Annotated in this window: 14 protein-coding genes; 5 read left to right on the forward strand and 9 right to left on the reverse strand. The window is 60.4% G+C overall.

Features of this window, described 5'->3' with window-relative positions:
• The first annotated feature begins 57 nt into the window (after positions 1 to 57).
• The 3 genes from RHM68_RS00645 to mgrA all read left to right on the forward strand — a co-directional run bounded on the left by RHM68_RS00645 (position 58) and on the right by mgrA (position 4,731).
• Positions 58 to 2,307, forward strand: coding sequence for a TonB-dependent receptor (locus RHM68_RS00645; RefSeq protein ID WP_322220038.1), 2,250 nt, complete (start codon positions 58 to 60; stop codon positions 2,305 to 2,307).
• 2 nt (positions 2,308 to 2,309) lie between these two features.
• Positions 2,310 to 3,629 (forward strand): LLM class flavin-dependent oxidoreductase, encoded by a 1,320-nt coding sequence (locus tag RHM68_RS00650; protein WP_322220039.1) that lies wholly within the window; start codon positions 2,310 to 2,312, stop codon positions 3,627 to 3,629.
• Positions 3,630 to 3,693: 64 nt separating this feature from the next.
• Positions 3,694 to 4,731 (forward strand): L-glyceraldehyde 3-phosphate reductase, encoded by a 1,038-nt coding sequence (gene mgrA / locus RHM68_RS00655; RefSeq protein ID WP_322220040.1) that lies wholly within the window; start codon positions 3,694 to 3,696, stop codon positions 4,729 to 4,731.
• Between the two features lie 41 nt (positions 4,732 to 4,772).
• On the opposite strand, the gene tauD is transcribed toward mgrA, so the two are convergent.
• The 7 genes from tauD to RHM68_RS00690 form a co-directional block, all read right to left on the reverse strand.
• Positions 4,773 to 5,615 (reverse strand): taurine dioxygenase, encoded by an 843-nt coding sequence (tauD, locus tag RHM68_RS00660; protein ID WP_322220041.1) that lies wholly within the window; start codon positions 5,613 to 5,615, stop codon positions 4,773 to 4,775.
• Between the two features lie 39 nt (positions 5,616 to 5,654).
• Positions 5,655 to 6,485: a taurine ABC transporter permease TauC gene (gene tauC / locus RHM68_RS00665; RefSeq protein ID WP_322220042.1), complete on the reverse strand. Its 831-nt coding sequence runs from the start codon at positions 6,483 to 6,485 to the stop codon at positions 5,655 to 5,657.
• Positions 6,482 to 7,276, reverse strand: coding sequence for a taurine ABC transporter ATP-binding subunit (gene tauB / locus RHM68_RS00670; RefSeq protein WP_322220043.1), 795 nt, complete (start codon positions 7,274 to 7,276; stop codon positions 6,482 to 6,484). Before tauB ends, tauC begins: the two co-directional genes overlap by 4 nt.
• A 16-nt stretch (positions 7,277 to 7,292) precedes the next feature.
• Positions 7,293 to 8,270, reverse strand: a complete 978-nt coding sequence (gene tauA / locus RHM68_RS00675; protein ID WP_322220044.1) for a taurine ABC transporter substrate-binding protein — start codon at positions 8,268 to 8,270, stop codon at positions 7,293 to 7,295.
• A 275-nt stretch (positions 8,271 to 8,545) separates the two neighbouring features.
• Positions 8,546 to 10,129 (reverse strand): glutamate--cysteine ligase, encoded by a 1,584-nt coding sequence (gshA, locus tag RHM68_RS00680; protein ID WP_322220045.1) that lies wholly within the window; start codon positions 10,127 to 10,129, stop codon positions 8,546 to 8,548.
• A 214-nt stretch (positions 10,130 to 10,343) separates the two neighbouring features.
• Entirely contained in the window at positions 10,344 to 10,727 is a 384-nt protein-coding gene (locus RHM68_RS00685; RefSeq protein WP_322220046.1) for a PaaI family thioesterase, read from the reverse strand.
• The gene (locus tag RHM68_RS00690) at positions 10,727 to 13,051 is read right to left on the reverse strand and encodes a Tex family protein (RefSeq protein ID WP_322220047.1); all 2,325 of its coding nucleotides are present in this window, start codon (positions 13,049 to 13,051) and stop codon (positions 10,727 to 10,729) included. The genes RHM68_RS00685 and RHM68_RS00690 overlap by 1 nt, the downstream gene beginning before the upstream one ends.
• A gap of 361 nt (positions 13,052 to 13,412) precedes the next feature.
• Here RHM68_RS00690 and ompR point away from each other — a divergent pair, with 361 nt between their 5' ends.
• The gene (gene ompR / locus RHM68_RS00695; protein ID WP_322220048.1) at positions 13,413 to 14,153 is read left to right on the forward strand and encodes a two-component system response regulator OmpR; all 741 of its coding nucleotides are present in this window, start codon (positions 13,413 to 13,415) and stop codon (positions 14,151 to 14,153) included.
• Between the two features lie 114 nt (positions 14,154 to 14,267).
• On the forward strand, positions 14,268 to 15,581 hold the full coding sequence (locus RHM68_RS00700) for an ATP-binding protein (RefSeq protein WP_322220049.1): 1,314 nt from the start codon (positions 14,268 to 14,270) through the stop codon (positions 15,579 to 15,581).
• A 117-nt stretch (positions 15,582 to 15,698) separates the two neighbouring features.
• Here RHM68_RS00700 and rimK read toward each other — a convergent pair whose 3' ends face one another.
• Both rimK and RHM68_RS00710 read right to left on the reverse strand, forming a co-directional pair.
• A complete protein-coding gene (gene rimK, locus RHM68_RS00705; RefSeq protein ID WP_007949201.1) occupies positions 15,699 to 16,604 on the reverse strand; it encodes a 30S ribosomal protein S6--L-glutamate ligase in 906 nt (301 codons plus the stop codon).
• Positions 16,601 to 17,062, reverse strand: a complete 462-nt coding sequence (locus tag RHM68_RS00710; protein ID WP_322223639.1) for an ATP-dependent zinc protease — start codon at positions 17,060 to 17,062, stop codon at positions 16,601 to 16,603. Before RHM68_RS00710 ends, rimK begins: the two co-directional genes overlap by 4 nt.
• Positions 17,063 to 17,086 lie beyond the last annotated feature (24 nt).

The following is a 17,086-nucleotide window of genomic DNA, read 5'->3' on the forward strand; positions in this document are numbered from 1 at the left end:
AGGCGCTGTCCCCGCAGAAGGGCAGCGGTTCAGGGCAATTTTTCGAGCGGGCAGACCATGCACAACATTCCTGGGGATCCACACCCACTGGCGCAATCGATTCGCGCCACCACATTTCGACATAAGCCGCCTCTGGGCTGGTGTCTGGCCGCACTGGCGGCGTTGTCGTTGCCGCAAGCGTTCGCCACCGACAGCGTGGAGCAGGAGCCCACACTCAAACCGGTCACGGTCACCGCCACCCGTCGTGAGGAGTCGCTGCAAAAAGTCCCGGTGGCGGTGTCGGTGATTGAGGGCGAGCAGCTTGAGCGCGACAACCGCAACGGCGTCGCGAGCCTTGTCCAGCAAGTACCGTCGCTGAATTTCCGCACTGGCGCGTCGAACAAAGACACCTCGCTGTTCGTTCGGGGCGTGGGGACGATCTCTACCTCGCCCGGCGTCGAGCCCACCGTGGCCACGGTGATCGACGGCGTGGTCTACGCCCGTCCGGGACAGGCGACCCTTGATCTGCTGGACTTGGAGCGCATCGAAGTCCTGCGCGGGCCGCAAGGCACGCTGTTCGGCAAAAACGCTTCGGCCGGGGTGCTCAACATCACCAGCAAAGCGCCGACCAGCGAGACCCACGGCTACATCGATCAGTCGTACTACAGCGGCAATGAAAGTCGCACCCGGTTCGGCCTCGGAGGAAGTTTGATTCCCGGCACGTTGAAGGGTTCGATGACCACCCTGTTTGGCAGCTACGACGGTAACGTCGATAACCAGCACAACGATCAGGAGGTTAACGGTTACAACCACAAAGGCGTGCGCGGCAAACTGGAGTTCACCCCCAGCGACGACCTCAAACTCACCCTGATTGCCGACTATATGCAGTCCCACGATGACGCGCCCAATGGTGTGGTCAGCCAGTCTCTGACCCCGGCGTTTGCCACGGCCCTGAACCCGGTACGGGCCTCCAGCGACAACCGCGATATCAATACCGACACTCGCAGCCACGTCGATGACATCAACAAAGGCCTGTCGGCTCAGCTCGACTGGAACCTCGGTGACTACACCCTGACCTCGATCACTGCGTGGCGCGGTTGGGACAACACTCAGTATCAGGACGGTGACCGCCTCGGCACCGTGACCGCCGCGTTCCCCGGTACGGCTGACAAGGGCGCTCTGGCATTTGATCAGTATTCGCAAGAGTTACGTCTGGCCTCGCCGAAGGGTGAGTTCCTCGAATACGTGGGGGGCCTGTTCTACATGCACGGCAAGGATGACGAGACGTATCAGCGCACGTTGACCACGCCCACCAGCCTCAACCGGGGCGTTGCCGATTACAGCACCACCAGCGACAGTTACGCAGTGTTCGGCGAAAGCACGCTCAATTTCACGTCGGACTTTCGTGGTATTGCCGGCCTGCGCTGGACCCACGACGACCTGGAATATGATCACCGCCGGGTCTCTACGTCGGCCACCACCGTCAGCGGCATTCAGCCGGACACCAGCAGTTCCGGGTCGGTGGACGAGGACGGCTGGTCTGGGAGACTGGGCGTGCAGTACGACCTGAGCGACGCGGTGACCACCTACCTGACTTATTCGCGCGGCTACAAAGGCCCGGCCTATAACGTGTTCTTCAACATGCAGCCCAGGGACACCGAGGCGCTGAAACCGGAAACCTCCAACACTTGGGAAGCCGGGATCAAAGCCACTTCATGGAACCATCGCCTGACCACCAACCTCGCGGTGTTCCACAGCGCTTACGACAACTATCAAGCGAACTTTTTTGACACCGTCGCCGGGCAAGTAGTGACGCGTCTGATCAACGCCGGCAGCGTCAGCACCGAAGGCATAGAGCTCGATTACGCCTTGCAAGCCACCCAGCAACTGAAGTTCTCCGGCGCCCTGGCCTACACCCGCGCGCGCATCGATGAGTTCGCTTGCCCCGCAGGCGCGGCGGCGGCGTGCAACGTCAATGGCAAGCCGCTGCCCTTCAGCCCGGACTGGAAAAGCTATGTGCGCGCTGACTACACAATCGCGCTGGATAACGGTCTGGATATCGAGCTGGGCACCGACTACAGCTGGCAGAGCGAAGTGCAGTACGACATCAGCCAGAACGCTGACACTAAACAAGGTGCCTACGGCATCTGGAATGCCAGCGTTGCCCTGGCCGACTACAGCAATGGTTGGCGCGTGGCGTTGCTGGGCAAAAACCTCGCCGACAAGTCCTACTCACCGCTCCTGGCCAGCGGCGGTAATTACATCTACCGCGCCGTGCCGCGAGACGACGAGCGCTACTTCGGCGTGCAACTGCGCAAGGACTTCTGAGCATGACCCGTCAACTGAAACTGGGGGCTTTCCTGATGGCCACCGGGCACCACGTTGCTGCTTGGCGTCATCCCGACGTGCCAGCGAACGCTGGACTCGATTTCGCCCACTACAAGCGACTGGCACAGATTGCCGAGGCGGCGAAGTTTGATGCGTTGTTCGTCGCCGACAGCGTGGCGGCGCCGATTGGTGAGAGTGCGAGCCGCATGGCGCGCTCAGACCACTTTGAACCCCTGACGTTGCTGTCGGCATTGAGCGCTGTGACAGAACGTATCGGGCTGATCGCCACGGCCACCACCAGCTATAACGAGCCGTACCATGTGGCACGAAAATTCGCTTCGTTAGACCATCTTTCAGGGGGGCGCGCGGGGTGGAATCTGGTGACTTCCGACAACGCCGCCGAAGCGCAAAATTTCGGCCGCGACCAGCATATTGGCCATGCTGAGCGCTATAGCCGGGCGCGGGAGTTTCATCAGGTGGTCACGGGGTTGTGGGACAGTTGGGCAGACGACGCCTTTGTACGCGACAAAGCCAGCGGTACGTACTACCACCCGGAAAAAGTACACGTGCTGGATCATGTCGGCGAACACTTCCGCGTCAAAGGACCGCTGAATGTCGCGCGCTCACCCCAGGGCCAGCCGGTGATTGTGCAGGCCGGTTCTTCCGAGATTGGTCGGGAGCTGGCGGCAGAAACCGCCGAGGTGGTGTTCACTGCTCAGACATCGCTGGCCAATGCCCAGGCTTTCTATGCCGACCTCAAAGGTCGCCTGAGTCGGTACGGTCGCGGCGCCGATTCGCTGAAAATCATGCCCGGCGTTTTTGTGGTGGTCGGGCGGACGGAAAGCGAAGCACAGGAAAAATATGAAACGTTTCAGCAATTAGTCGAACCACAGGTTGGCGTGGCATTGCTTGGGCGTATGCTGGGCAACTTCGATTTGTCGAAGTACCCGCTGGGCGGACCGCTGCCGGCGTTGCCGCTGACAGAAAGCGGTCAGCAAAGTCGTCAGAAACTGCTGACGGAGCTGGCGGGTCAAGAGAACCTCAGCCTCGCCGAACTGGGTCGCAAGGTTGCCGGTGGTCGGGGTCATTACAGCCTGGTGGGAACGCCGGTGCAGATTGCCGACCAATTACAGGCGTGGTTCGAGCAGGGCGCGGCGGATGGTTTTAATGTGCTGGTGCCGCACCTGCCGGGTGGCCTGGAAGACTTCGCCAACGGTGTGGTCCCGGAACTGCAGCGACGCGGACTGTTCAGAACAGAGTATGAAGGTCGAACGTTGCGCCAGAACCTTGGCCTGGCGCGGCCGAGTAATCGATTGATGTAATGCCATTCGCGAGCAGGCTCGCGAAGACGTCGACACCATTTCAAAACAAACAAGAGAGGATTCGATGACTTACACCGCTGCCGAAAACCGCTACAACTCCATTCCCTACCGCCGTGTTGGTCGCAGCGGGTTGGTGCTGCCCGCGCTTTCGTTGGGCCTGTGGCACAACTTTGGCGACAGCACGCCGATCGATACCCAGCGCTCGTTGCTGCGTACTGCGTTCGACCTCGGCATCAATCACTTCGACCTGGCCAACAACTACGGCCCGCCGTATGGCAGCGCCGAGATCAACTTCGGTCGCTTGCTGCGTGAAGACTTCAAGCAGTACCGCGACGAGTTGATCATCTCCAGCAAGGCCGGCTGGGACATGTGGCCAGGCCCTTACGGCCAGGGCGGCGGTTCGCGCAAATACGTACTGGCCAGCCTCGACCAGAGCCTGCAACGCCTGGGCCTGGACTACGTGGACATTTTTTACTCCCACCGTTTCGACCCCGACACCCCGTTGGAAGAAACAGCCAGCGCTCTGGCCACCGCTGTGCAGCAGGGCAAGGCTTTGTACATCGGTATTTCGTCCTACTCCGGGGTAAAAACCCGCGAGATGGCCGCGTTGTTGAAAGAGTGGAAAGTGCCGCTGCTGATTCACCAGCCAGCCTACAACCTGCTCAACCGATGGGTCGAAAAGGATCTGCTGGACGTTACCGACGAACTGGGCACCGGAGTGATTGCCTTCACACCGCTGGCTCAGGGCCTGTTAACCGACAAATACCTCAACGGCATTCCGAAAGACGCGCGCGTTAACCGTCCGGGTGGCGGCTCATTGCAGTCCTCGCACTTGTCCGACGCCAACATCGCGCATGTGCGCGGGCTTAACGAAATCGCCAAACGTCGCGGCCAGAGCCTGGCGCAACTGGCGTTGGCCTGGACCCTGCGTGATCCGCGCGTGACCTCGGCACTGATCGGCGCGAGCCGGCCGGAGCAGATCATCGAGAACGTCGGGGCGTTGAAGAATTTGACCTTTAGCGCTGAAGAATTGGCAGAAATTGATCGGTTTGCCCAAGAGGGCGGTATCAACCTTTGGGAGAAGCCTTCGACGGCGGAGTAAGCGCGTTCTGATCGTTCCCACTCCGCGTGGGGACGATCGGTTCATCTGAAAAACGGCACATCCCCCAGCACCGTCGCCCGCTGCATCACTCGCCGTGCCGGACGGTAGTCATCCACCGCGTAATGCTGGGTTACGCGGTTATCCCAAAATGCCACGTCATCCTTCTGCCAACGCCAGCGAATCGTGAAGTCCGGCCGTGTGGTATGCGCGAAGAGAAACCTCAAAATCGTCTCGCTTTCGGTCTCCGACAGCTCATTGATCTTCGACGTGAACCCTTCATTGACGAACAGCGCCCGACGCCCGCTCACCGGATGCGTGCGGATTACCGGGTGCGACAGCGGCGGATTCTTGCGCCGTGCTTCTTCCCACTGTGCCAACGCTTCGGGTGTGTTGCCATAGCGCTCCAGCGGGAACGAACGGATGAAGTCGTGCGTAGCGGTCAACCCTTCGAGCAAGTTTTTCATCGGTGCCGACAGCGCCGCATAAGCCGCTATGCCGCTGGCCCACAAGGTGTCGCCGCCGAACGGCGGGAGTAACTTGGCGCTGAGCACCGCGCCCATGGCCGGGGTGGGCAGGAAGGTCACGTCGGTGTGCCAGATCGCGTTGTCGCGCACGTCGGTCACGGCGGTATCGAGCACCAGCACTTCGGGCTGCTCGGGCACGTTCGGATAGATCGGGTGAATGTGCAGGTCGCCGAAATAGGCGGCGAAGCGCGCCTGTTGCTGCGGCGTTATCGGTTGATCGCGAAAGAACAGCACTTGATGTTCGAGCAGCGCCTGTTCGACGGCGTTGCGTTGTTCCATGTTCAGCGGTTGGCTGATGTCGATGCCGCTGATGTGCGCGCCGAGGGCGCAGCTTAGGGGGACTATGCTCAGTTGGCTCATGGTGATTCTCTTCAGTTCGCGGGGCTCACGCATGAACAATTAGTTTGCCTGACCATGCCACGGCACCAGTTTGCGTTGCAGGGCGCGCAGGCCCATTTCCATGGCGAAGGCGATTAGCGCGATGACCAAAATCCCCAGCACCACCACATCGGTGACCAGGAATTGCGCAGCCGACTGCACCATGAAACCGAGGCCGCTGGTGGCGGCGATTAATTCGGCGGCAACCAGCGTCGACCAACCCACGCCCAGGCCGATGCGCACGCCGGTCAAGATGTCCGGCAACGCGCTCGGCAAAATCACATGGCGGATCAGCTGCGCCCGCGTCGCGCCCAGAGACTGCGCCGCGCGCAATTTGGCGGGATCGACCGTGCGCACACCGGTGGCGGTGGCGATGGCAATTGGGGCGAAAATCGCCAGGTAGATCAGCAGGACTTTCGACAGCTCACCGATGCCGCACCAGATCACAATCAGCGGCAGGTACGCCAGCGGCGGAATAGGGCGGTAGAACTCGATCAGCGGATCGAGAATGCCGCGAGCGATGCGGTTATGGCCGATAGCAATGCCGACTGGGACGGCGGTCAACACCGCAAAACCGAGGCCCAGACCGATACGGCTCAGACTCGCGCCCAAGTGCTGCCACAAGGTCGAATCCATGTAGCCAGTGGTCGCCAGCAGCCAACCTTTTTGCAGTACGGCGGAAGGTGGCGGTAGGAACAGCGGTTCGATCAGCCCCGTGGCGGTGACAGCCCACCAAATGGAGACGAGCGTCAACAGAGTCAGCAAGCTGATCCAACGTGTACTGACGCTACGTTTTGACGGCTTTGCAGGCGCAGGTTTCACTGCCACGGCTGGAATTTCATAGCTGCTCATACGCGCTCCTGGCGCTGGGCGGCGCTGCGTTGCGAGAATACTTTGGCGAGCACGTGTTCACGGGTTTCGATAAAGCGTGGGTCGGATTTGATCGCGCGTGCCGACTCGCCGGTAGCGTAACGCTGGCCGAAGTCCAGGCTCAGGCGCTCGACAATTTGCCCTGGATGAGGGGCCAGCAGGATCAGGTCGGTGGCGAGGAACACCGCCTCTTCAATGTCGTGGGTAATCAGGAACACCGGTTTGGCGGTGCGCTGCCAGACTTGCAGCAGCAGCTCCTGCATCTGTTCACGGGTGAAGGCATCGAGGGCGCCGAAGGGTTCGTCCATCAGCAGCACGCGCGGGTCTGCGGCGAGCGCACGGGCCAGCCCGACACGCTGTTTCTGGCCGCCCGAGAGCTGCCAGATGCGACGCGTGTCAAAGCCGTCGAGGTCCACCAGTGCGAGCATTTCCCTGGCGCGGATCTCGCGTTTGCCCCGAGGAACCCCTGCCAGTTCAAGACCAAAACCAACGTTGGCCAGCACGTCCTGCCACGGCAGCAAGGCGTCGTCCTGGAACACCACGCCGCGCTCGGCACTCGGGCCTTTGACCGGCACGCCGTCAAGGGTAATGCGCCCGGCGCTGGGCTCGACGAAACCGGCAATCAGGTTCAACAGCGACGTCTTGCCACTGCCGGAGGGGCCGAGGGCTACCAGCAATTGCCGTGGCCCCAGGCTCAGCGAGATATCCGCCAGCACCGGTTCCGGGCTGCCGGGGTACTGTGCGCTGATGCGCTCCAGCTGTAGCAAAGCCATTGCGGTTAACTCCCGATCAGTGGGTGATGTATTGAGCGCTGACGTAGGGTGCGTAGTCCGGCAGTACGGCTTCGACTTTGCCTTGTTCTTTCAGGAACGCAGCGGTGTCGGTGATGGCTTTGGTGGTGGGTGCGCCGAGGGTGATTACTTGATCAGCTGCCAGTGGATAGACGTTGCCTTGCAGCAGCAGCGGAATATCGCTGGCTTTGGCGCCGGAGAGCTTCACCAGTTTGTCGATGTTGGATTGGTTGGCGAGCCAGGCTTGCGGATCCTTGCGGTAGTTGGTGTAGGCGTCGAGGGTGACTTTGGCGAACGCGGTGACGATTTCGGGGTGCTTCTGGGCGAAGTCTTTACGCACGATCCAGGCATCGAAGGTCGGTGCGCCGAATTTGGCCAGCTCGCCGGAGGTGATCAAAACTTTGCCGTTTTCCTTGGCCACGCCAAGGGCTGGATCCCACACGTAGGTCGCGTCGATGTCACCGCGTTTCCAGGCGGCGACGATTGCCGGTGGCGCGAGGTTGAGGACGGTCACTTTCGACGGATCGATGTTCCAGTGCTTCAGCGCGGCGAGCAGGCTGTAGTGGCCGGTGGAAACGAACGGCACGGCGATTTTCTTGCCGATCAGGTCCTGCGGGGTTTTGATTCCGGAGCCATCACGCACGACCAGCGCTTCAGCAGCGCCGATCTGGGTCGCGATGAGGAAGGTTTCCACCGGGACTTTGCGGGTAATTGCAGCGGTCAAGGGGCTGGAACCGAGGTAGCCGATCTGCACATCGCCGGAGGCGATGGCGGCGATGATGTCGGCACCGTTATCGAATTTGCGCCAGTCGATCTTGGCGTGGGTGGCTTGTTCGTAGGCGCCGTCAGCCTGGGCGACTTTGGCCGGGTCTACGGTGGTCTGGTAGGCGACGGTGAAGTCGGCTGCCTGGGCAAAGAAGCTCGCCGCCGCCAACGATACGACCGCCAGGAGGCGAAGGGGGAAATGCAGTGTCATGAGGGGAAGCTCCTTGTCCGCGACCGAGCGTCGGCGTGAAAGGAGACTAAATGATCTAAGAATTCGAAAATAAATAACTTTTTCGAATGAGCTTATGAGCGGAAAATTCTAAGCAAGCGCACTGATCGACCCCTCACTCTGTTTAGGAATGCAGCCCGTGAAGCTCCGCGTCACTCGACGCAGAGCGTCCTTTGAGGCATTCCCACGCAGCGCGTGGGAACGATCTGCCCCCTACAAAAGGTTGCCCGCGAAAAGGTCCGCAGGACCTTCAGAGGTTAATTGCTGATTGCCAGAATGCTCGCCTGATACGACCCGACAAACACATCGAAATCGCCGACTTCGTTCTGCTCCAACTCCGCCTGTTCCGCCAGCGAAGAACGCGCCCGCGCTTCAAACTTCGCCTGATCTTCAACACTCAGCGGCTCGCTACGGAAGTAATCCGCGTGTACGCGGCTCTGGCGCAGGGAGAACTGAGCAAAGCTTTCCTTATGCTCGGCCATGGCTGCCAGCACCTGGGCCGACGGGGTCCGGGACGAGTCCTTGACCTTCTCCATCTGCACATCCAGCGCTTTGCTGTGAGCATCGCCGCCATGGCTCTGATCCAGCAACGCCGACAGGGGGGCAATTTTTTCCAGCAACTCACTGGCCCATTGCTTCATTTCCACGGCTTCACCGTCGCGCTGCAGTTGCAGACCCGGACGGCGACCTTCCTTGACGACGCTGAGGAAGTTCGAGGTGGCGTTGTTGCAGGTGGTGTAGTCCAGCAGTGGGCTGTCGTTCAGCGCGCAATAGAGCAGGAATGCATCAAGGAAACGCGACTCTTGCAAGTCGATGCCCATCGGCAGGAACGGATTGATGTCCAGGCAGCGCACTTCGACGTACTGAATACCGCGCGCCACCAGCGCCTGAATCGGCCGTTCGCCGGTGTAGGTCACGCGTTTCGGACGGATGTTGGAGTAATACTCGTTTTCGATTTGCAGGATGTTGGTGTTGAGCTGAACCCACTCACCGTCCTTGTGCGTGCCGACTTCGACGTATGGCGCATACGGTGTGGCCACGGCTTTGCGCAGGCTGTCGGTGTAGCTCTCCAAATCGTTGTAGCACGGCGTCAGTCCTGCCTGGGCGTTGCTCTGGTAACCCAAGTCGCTCATGCGCAGGCTGGTTGCGTAAGGCAGGTACAGGGTGTCTGGATCAAGCTGTTCGAGCTGGTGTGAACGGCCGCGCAGGAAACCGGCGTCCAGCGCCGGCGATGCGCCGAACAGGTACATCAGCAGCCAGCTGTAGCGACGAAAGTTGCGGATCAGCGCGATGTAGGACGATGACTGATAGTCGCGGTCGGTGCCGACAAAACCTTCAGCCTCTTTAAGCAGCGGCCAGAGCTTTTCCGGCAGGGAAAAGTTGTAGTGAATCCCGGCAATGCACTGCATGGTCTTGCCGTAACGCAGGGCCAGACCCTTGCGGTAGACGTATTTAAGCTGACCGATGTTGGACGTGCCGTAATACGCAATCGGGATGTCTTCCTCAGCCGGCAACGGGCACGGCATCGACGGACTCCACAGGTACTCGTTGCCGAGTTTGCTGTAGGCAAAGCGGTGAATTTTGTCCAGGCTCGCCAGGGTGTCGGCGGGGTCCGGCAGGGCGGGCGTTATGAATTCAAGCAGCGACTCGGAATAGTCGGTGGTGATTTGTTCGTTGGTCAGCGCAGAGCCCAATTCGTCTGGGTGCGGCGTTTGCGCCAGGCGACCTTCGCCCGTCACGCGCAGGCATTCACGTTCGATGCCGTGAAGGCACTGTTCGAGCAGAGAGAGGTTAGCGCGCTCGCCAAGCAGAGCCAGGCGGCGGTTGAGAAGTTCGCTCAAGTTGGATTCCTTCACGCGTCAGTCGCCCCAATATGGGGGTGGGCAGGACGGTCTACAAGGGTGAAGTAGAAACTGGCGTTTTCGCCCGGTTTTTGAGCCGCACAGGCTCACGTTGAAATGCAGACTTCACTCCTTGAGTCTGGCAATCGCAGACACGGAAAAGTTCGACGCCGTATTCACAGCGCCGAAACTAACTCAATTTGATGACGTTCATCTACAGGACAGCGAACGTGCCTTGTGCTTTTGCGACTAATTTTTCGCCTTGCCTCACTTCCGCTTCGACCACCAGCGTGCGACGGCCCGGATGAATTACCCGCGCCGTACACATCACTTCGCCGTCAGAAACAGCGCGAATGTAGTTGATCTTGCATTCGATGGTTGCGCTCTGCTGGTCAAAGCCGTGGGTGCTGGAGCAGGCCAGCCCCATGGCAATGTCCACCAGACTGAACAAGGCCCCGCCGTGCAGCTTGCCGCCGCGATTGCGCAGTTCCGGTGCCAGCGCCAGGGCGACGTGCGCCACCCCGGTTTCCAGACTGTGCAAGCGACACCCCAGCCGCTTGAAAAAAGCGCTTTCGGTCAGCTCGGCAGGAATGTCCATTAGCGTTTCTTCAGTTGTTTGGCGTTGGCGAACAGCGAAGCCATTGCCTGGTTGGCCGGGGCCGCTGCCGTGGTTTCCTTGCGCGGTGCGGTGCTTTGCGACTGGCGCGGTGCCGACCCTGGACGCGCGCCACGGGCGCCGTCGATTTTCTCGCCCGGCGTGTCGCTCATGCGCATCGACAGGCCAACCCGTTTGCGCGGGATGTCGATTTCCATGACCTTGACCTTGACCACATCACCGGCCTTCACCGCTTCCCGTGGATCCTTGATGAACTTCTCCGAAAGCGCGGAGATATGCACCAAGCCGTCCTGATGCACGCCGATGTCGACGAATGCGCCGAAGTTGGTCACGTTGGTCACCACGCCTTCCAGAACCATACCCAGTTGCAGGTCCTTGAGGTCTTCTACGCCTTCCTGGAACTCAGCGGTCTTGAACTCGGGACGCGGGTCGCGGCCAGGTTTTTCCAGTTCTTGCAGGATGTCGGTAACGGTTGGCAGACCGAAGGTTTCGTCGGTGTACTTCTTCGGATCGAGGCGCTTTAGGAAGCTGGCATCGCCGATCAGCGAACGGATATCGCGGTCGGTTTCAGCGGCAATTCGTTGCACCAGCGGGTAGGCTTCCGGGTGAACGGCGGACGAGTCCAGTGGATTGTCACCGTTCATGACGCGCAGGAAACCGGCGGCCTGTTCGAAAGTTTTTTCACCCAGGCGTGCGACTTTTTTCAACGCGGCGCGGGTTTTGAATGCGCCGTGCTCGTCGCGGTGGCTGACGATGTTCTGCGCCAGGGTAGCGTTGAGGCCCGAAATACGCGCCAGCAGTGCGACGGAGGCGGTATTCACGTCAACGCCCACGGCGTTCACGCAGTCTTCGACTACCGCGTCCAGGCCGCGCGCCAGCTTCAGTTGCGACACGTCGTGTTGGTACTGGCCGACACCGATGGACTTTGGATCGATCTTCACCAACTCGGCCAGCGGATCTTGCAGGCGGCGAGCAATGGACACCGCGCCACGGATCGACACGTCCAGGTCCGGGAATTCTTTGGACGCCAGTTCCGACGCCGAGTAAACCGATGCGCCAGCCTCGGAGACCATGACCTTGGTCATTTTCATGGCCGGGTATTTTTTGATCAGTTCAGCGGCCAGCTTGTCGGTTTCACGGCTGGCGGTACCGTTGCCGATGGCGATCAGGTCCACGGCATGCTTGGCGCACAGGGCGGCGAGCACGGCGAGGGTTTGGTCCCATTTGTTGTGCGGCACGTGCGGGTACACCGTGGCGTGGTCCAACAGCTTACCGGTCGCGTCGACCACCGCCACCTTGCAACCGGTGCGTAGGCCGGGGTCGAGGCCCAGCGTCGCTCGCGGACCGGCCGGGGCTGACAGCAGCAAGTCGTGCAGGTTGTGTGCAAATACGTTGATCGCTTCGGTTTCGGCACCGTCGCGTAGTTCGCCCAGCAAGTCAGTTTCCAGGTGCGTGTAGAGCTTGACCTTCCAGGTCCAGCGCACCACTTCGCTCAGCCATTTGTCGGCAGCGCGGTTCTGGTTGGCGATGCCGAATTGCTGACCAATCATGCCTTCGCACGGGTGCATGGCGCCCGGCAGCTCTTCGCCGACTTTCAGCGAGGAGCTCAGAATGCCTTCGTTACGGCCACGGAAAATCGCCAGCGCGCGGTGCGACGGCATGCTTTTCAGCGGTTCGTCGTGTTCGAAATAATCGCGGAATTTGGAGCCTTCCTCTTCCTTGCCGGCGATCACGCGGGCACTGAGGATGGCTTCCTGTTTGAGGTAGCTGCGCAATTTGTCCAGCAGGCCGGCGTGTTCGGCGAAGCGTTCCATCAGGATGTACTTGGCGCCTTCGAGGGCGGCCTTCACATCGGCCACGCCTTTTTCGGCGTCGATGAACCGCGCTGCTTCAGCCTCTGGCGCCAGCGTCGGGTCGTTGAACAGGCTGTCGGCCAGTTCGCCGAGGCCGGCTTCCAAAGCGATCTGACCCTTGGTGCGGCGCTTTTGCTTGTACGGCAGGTACAAGTCTTCGAGGCGGGTCTTGGTGTCGGCGAGTTTGATGTCGCGTTCCAGTTGAGGGGTCAGCTTGCCTTGCTCTTCAATGCTGGCAAGGATGCTGATGCGCCGTTCGTCGAGTTCTCGCAGGTAGCGCAGACGCTCTTCCAGGTGACGCAACTGGATGTCATCAAGGCTGCCGGTCACTTCTTTCCGGTAGCGGGCGATGAAGGGAACGGTAGAGCCTTCATCGAGTAGCGCGACGGCCGCTTCGACCTGTTGTGGGCGTACACCGAGTTCCTCGGCGATGCGGCTGTTGATGCTGTCCATAAAACCACCTGACAAATTGTGAAAGCAGGCTCGCAGGCACAGGAATAAAGGCTCGGCGAGACTGGTTGAACGGCCTGGCCTGCGCCGCTACCTGGATCAACAGGCATCCCGTTGACCCGTGAAATCGAACAATGACTGCTGGCGCAATGAAAATAAAAAGCGTCGATTTGCAGTCACGATCAGACGTTGCCTGACACAAAACGCTGGGCATTATAACCAGCGTTCTGTCATTCGGGGGCATCACAGGTTGTAGGCACAATGGCCGGTTTTCTGGCGTTGAAGGAAAAATCTGCTAACAATGCACACGGTGCGTATAACGGCAGCTACGCCATAATGCGCGCCGAGCTAAAAGGAGCATCCAATGAGCAGCACTGCACAAAATGCTGAAGGCGAAAAAATTCTTATTGTTGACGACGATCCGGGGCTGAGCAGCCTGTTGGAACGCTTTTTCGTCAGCAAGGGCTATCGTGCCCGCGCCGTACCGAACACTGAACAAATGGACCGTCTGCTGGCGCGTGAAGTGTTCAATCTGGTCGTCCTCGACTTGATGCTGCCCGGCGAAGACGGCCTGACGGCTTGCCGCCGCCTGCGCGGCGCGAACAATCAGATCCCGATCATCATGCTGACCGCCAAGGGCGATGAGCTGAGCCGCATCAAGGGCCTGGAACTCGGCGCCGACGATTACCTGGCGAAGCCGTTCAACCCCGACGAGCTGATGGCGCGGGTCAAAGCGGTCCTGCGTCGTCAGTTGACCCCAGTACCAGGCGCACCGGGCAGCGAAGACGAAAGCGTGACCTTCGGTGATTACGAGCTGTCCCTGGCCACCCGTGAGCTTAAACGCGGCACCGAAGTACACATGCTCACCACGGGTGAATTTGCGGTGCTCAAGGCGCTGGTCATGAACGCTCGTCAGCCACTGACCCGTGACAAACTGATGAACCTGGCCCGTGGCCGGGAATGGGATGCACTGGAGCGTTCCATCGACGTGCAGATCTCCCGTCTGCGGCGGATGATCGAACCGGATCCGTCCAAGCCGCGCTACATCCAGACCGTCTGGGGCGTGGGTTATGTGTTCGTTCCGGATGGCGCCGCCACCAAGTGATCGGCGATTTGTAGGAGCGGGTGGGCGGGCAATGGGTCAAACGACTTTGCCCGCAGACTCGCGATCCGCAATGTGCGAGCATCGCTCGCTCCTGCAAGTATGTAGCGGTTATCCATGAAAACCCCCGTTTGGTTCCCCCAGAGTTTCTTCTCCCGCACCCTGTGGCTGGTGCTGATCGTCGTCCTGTTTTCCAAGGCGCTGACCCTGGTTTATCTGCTGATGAACGAAGACGTGCTGGTGGACCGCCAATACAGCCACGGCGTCGCCCTGACGTTACGCGCCTATTGGGCGGCCGATGAAGAAAACCGCGCCAAGATCGCCGATGCCGCGACCCTGATCCGGGTGGTGGGTGCCGGCGTGCCGGAAGGTGAACAACATTGGCCCTACAGTGAAATCTATCAGCGGCAGATGCAGGCGGAGCTGGGTGCCGACACCGAGGTCCGATTACGCATGCACTCGCCGCCGGCGCTGTGGGTTCGGGCGCCAAGCCTGGGTGATGGCTGGCTGAAAGTGCCGCTGTACCCGCACCCGTTGCGTGGCCAGAAAATCTGGAACGTACTCGGCTGGTTCCTCGCCATCGGCCTGCTGTCCACCGCCTCGGCGTGGATTTTCGTCAGTCAGCTTAATCAGCCGTTGAAACGTTTGGTCGATGCCGCGAGGCAACTCGGCCAGGGTCGCAGCGTGCGCCTGCCGATCAGCGACACGCCGAGCGAGATGGCCGAGGTGTATCGGGCCTTCAACCAGATGGCGGAAGACGTCGAACAGGCGGGGCGCGAGCGCGAATTGATGCTGGCCGGGGTGTCCCATGACCTGCGGACGCCGTTGACCCGGTTGCGCCTGTCGCTGGAGTTGATGGGTAACCACAGCGACCTTAGCGACGACATGGTGCGTGACATTGAAGACATGGACGCGATTCTCGATCAGTTTCTGGCGTTCATTCGCGATGGCCGTGACGAGTCCGTGGAAGAGGTGGACCTGACCGAGCTGGTTCGTGAAGTGGTAGCCCCTTACAACCAGAACGAACAGAAAGTGCATTTGCGCCTGGAGCCGATCCAGCCGTTTCCATTACGCCGGGTGTCGATGAAACGGTTGCTCAATAACCTCATCGGCAATGCCTTGAACCATGCCGGTGCTGGGGTTGAAGTCGCGGCTTATGTGTCTGGCGATACCAGTGCGCCGTATGTGGTGCTGAGCGTCATGGACCGTGGAGCAGGTATTGATCCGTCCGAATTGGAGGCGATCTTCAACCCATTCACACGTGGCGACAGTGCACGGGGCGGCAAGGGCACAGGGTTGGGACTGGCGATTGTGAAGCGGATTGCGTCGATGCATGGCGGCAATGTTGAGTTGCGTAATCGGTCGGGTGGCGGGCTTGAAGCTCGGGTCCGATTGCCGTTGGGTTTGATGCTGCCGCGAGATGCTGTGTAAGCCGAGCATTCCCACGCCCCGCGTGGGAATGCAGCGCTGGACGCTTCGCGCGCCATCCACAGCGCAACGCGGAGCGTCCGTTGAGGTGTTCCCACTCCGCGTGGGGCGATCAGTGCCTTAACCTTTGCCTTTGGTGCGCGTCATGTTCGGCCCACCATTCTTCTCCAGATGCTCAATGATGATGCCTGCTACGTTCTTGCCGGTGGTGGTTTCAATCCCCTCAAGCCCCGGCGACGAGTTCACTTCCATCACCAGCGGTCCGTGATTGGAGCGCAGGATATCCACGCCAGCCACGGCCAGCCCCATCACCTTGGCCGCACGCAATGCGGTCATACGTTCTTCGGGGGTGATTTTGATCAGGCTCGCACTGCCGCCGCGATGCAGATTGGAACGGAATTCCCCCGGTTTGGCCTGGCGCTTCATCGCCGCGATTACCTTGTCGCCGACCACGAAGCAACGAATGTCCGCACCGCCCGCCTCCTTGATGTATTCCTGAACCATGATGTTCTGTTTCAGGCCCATGAACGCTTCGATCACCGATTCCGCTGCCGTTGCCGTTTCACACAGCACCACGCCGATGCCTTGGGTGCCTTCCAGCACTTTGATCACCAGCGGTGCGCCGTTGACCATGTCGATCAGGTCGGGAATGTCATCCGGCGAGTGCGCAAAACCGGTTACCGGCAAGCCGATGCCCCGTCGCGACAGCAGTTGCAGCGAGCGCAGTTTGTCCCGCGAACGGGCGATGGCCACCGACTCGTTGAGAGGAAACACGCCCATCATTTCGAACTGGCGTAACACCGCGCAGCCATAAAACGTCACCGAGGCACCGATCCGTGGGATCACCGCATCGAAACCTTCCAGCGGCTTGCCGCGGTAGTGGATCTGCGGTTTGTGGCTGGCAATGTTCATGTAGGCGCGCAAGGTGTCGATCACCACCATTTCATGGCCACGCTCGGTACCGGCTTCGACCAGACGACGGGTGGAATACAGACGCGGGTTTCGCGACAGCACAGCGATCTTCATTCAACACCTGTGGAGGAGGTAGATACCGGGAACACCGGCTTGTCTTGAACGTACTTAATGCCCGGGTTGACCACCAACTGGCCGTCGATCAGGGCTTTGGAACCGAGTAGCAGGCGATAACGCATCGACTTGCGGCAAGCGAGTGTGAACTCGACCCGCCAGACCCCATCACCGAGGGCCAGGGTGGTGCTGATCACATAGCGCACCTGCGTGTGACCGTTGGAGCTTTTGATGGTTTTCATCGTCACCAGCGGCGCCTCGCAACGCCGATGCCGCAGTTGCACCACCGTGCCCAGGTGCGCCGTGAAGCGCACCCACTTTTGCCCGTCGCGCTCAAACGGCTCGATGTCGGTGGCATGCAGGCTGGAGGTACTGGCGCCGGTGTCAATTTTTGCCCGAAGACCAGCGACTCCCAACTCAGGGAGCGCCACCCACTCGCGCAGACCGACAACGGTCAAATGGTCAAATGTCTTCAATAGGAA

The sequence above is a fragment of the Pseudomonas sp. DC1.2 genome (assembly GCF_034351645.1).
In the GTDB taxonomy this organism is placed as follows: domain Bacteria; phylum Pseudomonadota; class Gammaproteobacteria; order Pseudomonadales; family Pseudomonadaceae; genus Aquipseudomonas.

Coding starts and splice junctions, on each gene's coding strand:
- RHM68_RS00645 (WP_322220038.1), top strand. CDS start 58: ATGCACAACATTCCTGGGGATCCACACCCACTGGCGCAATCGATTCGC.
- tauD (WP_322220041.1), bottom strand. CDS start 5,615: ATGAGCCAACTGAGCATAGTCCCCCTAAGCTGCGCCCTCGGCGCGCAC.
- RHM68_RS00685 (WP_322220046.1), bottom strand. CDS start 10,727: ATGGACATTCCTGCCGAGCTGACCGAAAGCGCTTTTTTCAAGCGGCTG.
- mgrA (WP_322220040.1), top strand. CDS start 3,694: ATGACTTACACCGCTGCCGAAAACCGCTACAACTCCATTCCCTACCGC.
- tauC (WP_322220042.1), bottom strand. CDS start 6,485: ATGAGCAGCTATGAAATTCCAGCCGTGGCAGTGAAACCTGCGCCTGCA.
- tauA (WP_322220044.1), bottom strand. CDS start 8,270: ATGACACTGCATTTCCCCCTTCGCCTCCTGGCGGTCGTATCGTTGGCG.
- RHM68_RS00690 (WP_322220047.1), bottom strand. CDS start 13,051: ATGGACAGCATCAACAGCCGCATCGCCGAGGAACTCGGTGTACGCCCA.
- ompR (WP_322220048.1), top strand. CDS start 13,413: ATGAGCAGCACTGCACAAAATGCTGAAGGCGAAAAAATTCTTATTGTT.
- rimK (WP_007949201.1), bottom strand. CDS start 16,604: ATGAAGATCGCTGTGCTGTCGCGAAACCCGCGTCTGTATTCCACCCGT.
- RHM68_RS00700 (WP_322220049.1), top strand. CDS start 14,268: ATGAAAACCCCCGTTTGGTTCCCCCAGAGTTTCTTCTCCCGCACCCTG.
- tauB (WP_322220043.1), bottom strand. CDS start 7,276: ATGGCTTTGCTACAGCTGGAGCGCATCAGCGCACAGTACCCCGGCAGC.
- RHM68_RS00650 (WP_322220039.1), top strand. CDS start 2,310: ATGACCCGTCAACTGAAACTGGGGGCTTTCCTGATGGCCACCGGGCAC.